Annotated in this window: 3 protein-coding genes and 1 pseudogene; all 4 read left to right on the top strand. The window is 61.8% G+C overall.

The window, feature by feature from the left end; translation table 11 throughout:
* Nucleotides 1-312 (top strand): annotated as a pseudogene (locus ACEW8G_RS00285) (type-F conjugative transfer system protein TraW); the annotation flags it as partial.
* Nucleotides 309-581 carry a hypothetical protein gene (locus ACEW8G_RS00280; RefSeq protein ID WP_373486456.1) on the top strand — a complete coding sequence of 91 codons (273 nt, stop codon included), beginning with the start codon at nt 309-311 and terminating at the stop codon, nt 579-581. The pseudogene ACEW8G_RS00285 and the gene ACEW8G_RS00280, both read left to right, overlap by 4 nt.
* A complete protein-coding gene (traU, locus tag ACEW8G_RS00275; RefSeq protein ID WP_373486455.1) occupies nt 571-1,611 on the top strand; it encodes a conjugal transfer pilus assembly protein TraU in 1,041 nt (346 codons plus the stop codon). Before ACEW8G_RS00280 ends, traU begins: the two co-directional genes overlap by 11 nt.
* Before the next feature lie 10 nt (nt 1,612-1,621).
* Nucleotides 1,622-1,849, top strand: a 228-nt coding sequence (locus ACEW8G_RS00270; RefSeq protein WP_373486454.1) for a hypothetical protein, incomplete at its 3' end; no start/stop codon positions are given.

Below are 1,849 nucleotides of genomic sequence, written 5' to 3'. Positions count from 1 at the left end.
GTGGCGGGTCAGCGCGTCAATCCGCTTACCGCCGCTGCGCTTAGCAAGAAACTTCTCTTTGTTGATGGTGACGATCCGGCAGAAGTCGAATGGGCGATGAAGCACGGGGGCGATGCGCGCGCCAAGATCATCTTCGTTGATGGCTCTCCCTTCGAGCTCATGAAGGTTCACCAGCGCCGGTTCTACTTTGATCAGGACGGCCGTCTTACCAGCTATTTCGGGATACGCAGGACCCCGGCGCTGGTCGAGCAGCGCGGCGACGTCCTCATAGTCACTGAGCAAGCCATTGCGCGCAAGGGGAGGGGGGCATGAACTCCTGGCGCAATCTGGTTCCGGCGCCCCTTGCTGCCCCCGAAACGCGCGCGCTCAAGGCGGCACGTTTGCGCACGATGACAGGGCTCTTTCTGGTCGCTGCCCTCGTTGTCTCGTTCGGGGCACTTCGGGCGCTATCCGGCATCTTTGCTCTCGCACTGTTCGCAGGCGCTACGACCTTCGCTCTGGTTCAGGGGGTCCTTTGGGTCCGGGCCAAAAACGCGGCGGATGATGCCTGGTTGATGAGGGAGAGAGACGATGCGCTCTAGGCTCCTTGCGCTCCTCCTGGGCTTTGCGTCCCTGTTCATGGCGGCATCCGTGCTGGCTCCCCCGGTTCTGGCTCAGGGTCTTCCCAGCGGGCCTGGTCGGTGCTCAGGCAGTTTCGTCAATCCGGTGACCGATGTGTGCTGGGGCTGCATGTTCCCCTTGTCGCTGGGCTCGCTCAAGATCTGGCCATCATCGCGTGCCGACACCGACAATCCGGATCTTCCGATCTGCGCCTGCGGCACGCCGGTGCCGCGCATCGGCCTTGCGATCGGGTTCTGGGAGCCGGTCCGGCTGATTGATGTCTCGACCAAGCCGTGGTGCTTTCCGAACCTTGGCGGCATCAAGCTCGACCCCGGCTTTCCGATCGGTAACGGTTATGCCTCGGACGGCGCGCAGCTAGGGGGCCAGTCCCAGCGCACCGCCAAATACCACGTGCACTATTACATCTACCCGCTTCTGTACTGGCTCGAAGTGGTGACCGATTTCCTGTGTCTCGAGGCGAGCTCGTTCGACGTTGCCTATATGAGCGAGATCGATCCGCTTTGGCAGGACGACGAGCTGGCATCTCTCCTCAATCCCGAGGCCGCCCTTTTCACCTCAGTCATCGCGCAGGCCGCCTGCTCAGCCGATTGCATCTCGGCCAGCGCAAGATTTACTATGGACGAGCAGTTCTGGTGCTCTGGTTGCCAGGGTTCGATGTATCCGATGAACGGCAATGTTGGTGCCAATATCGGTATCAAGCAGTCTGCACGGCTCGCGGCCGAGCGCATGGTCTACAAGCTCCACAGGCAGGGGCTCGCCTGGGGCACCAGCGGATCGAAGGCGCTGTGTTCCAAGTACATCATGCCGATCCTCAAGAAGAGCCAGTACCGGATGCAGCAGGTAAATCCGACGCCCATGGTGAGTGGCCGCGAAGCCTGTTCTCCGATTGGTGCGACCACGATCTTGCCCAAATCTGGGCAGGTCTATCCCGTCAAAGGCGAGGATGTCGGCTTCCTCCTCTGGCGCAAACGCAATTGTTGCATGCTGTGAGGTCGCGCCAATGAACCGCAGAGGACTCTTCCCCGCTCTCGCCGCCAGCCTGCTGCTTGGTGTGACCGCCGTCGTTGCTCAGGATTTGACGGACTTCGACCCGAAAGCGATCGAGGCGCGGGCCGATACACTCAAGGCCGACGCCCAGGCGCTCTTCGACTATGCGACCGCCAACGCGCAAACCCAAGCCGAAGAGGCGCAGACGGTTGTCGCGCAAGGCTATGAGGCAGCCGGCGGC

The organism is Blastomonas sp. (assembly GCF_041747255.1).
In the GTDB taxonomy this organism is placed as follows: domain Bacteria; phylum Pseudomonadota; class Alphaproteobacteria; order Sphingomonadales; family Sphingomonadaceae; genus Blastomonas.
This window is presented reverse-complemented; position numbering and strand designations above follow the sequence as displayed.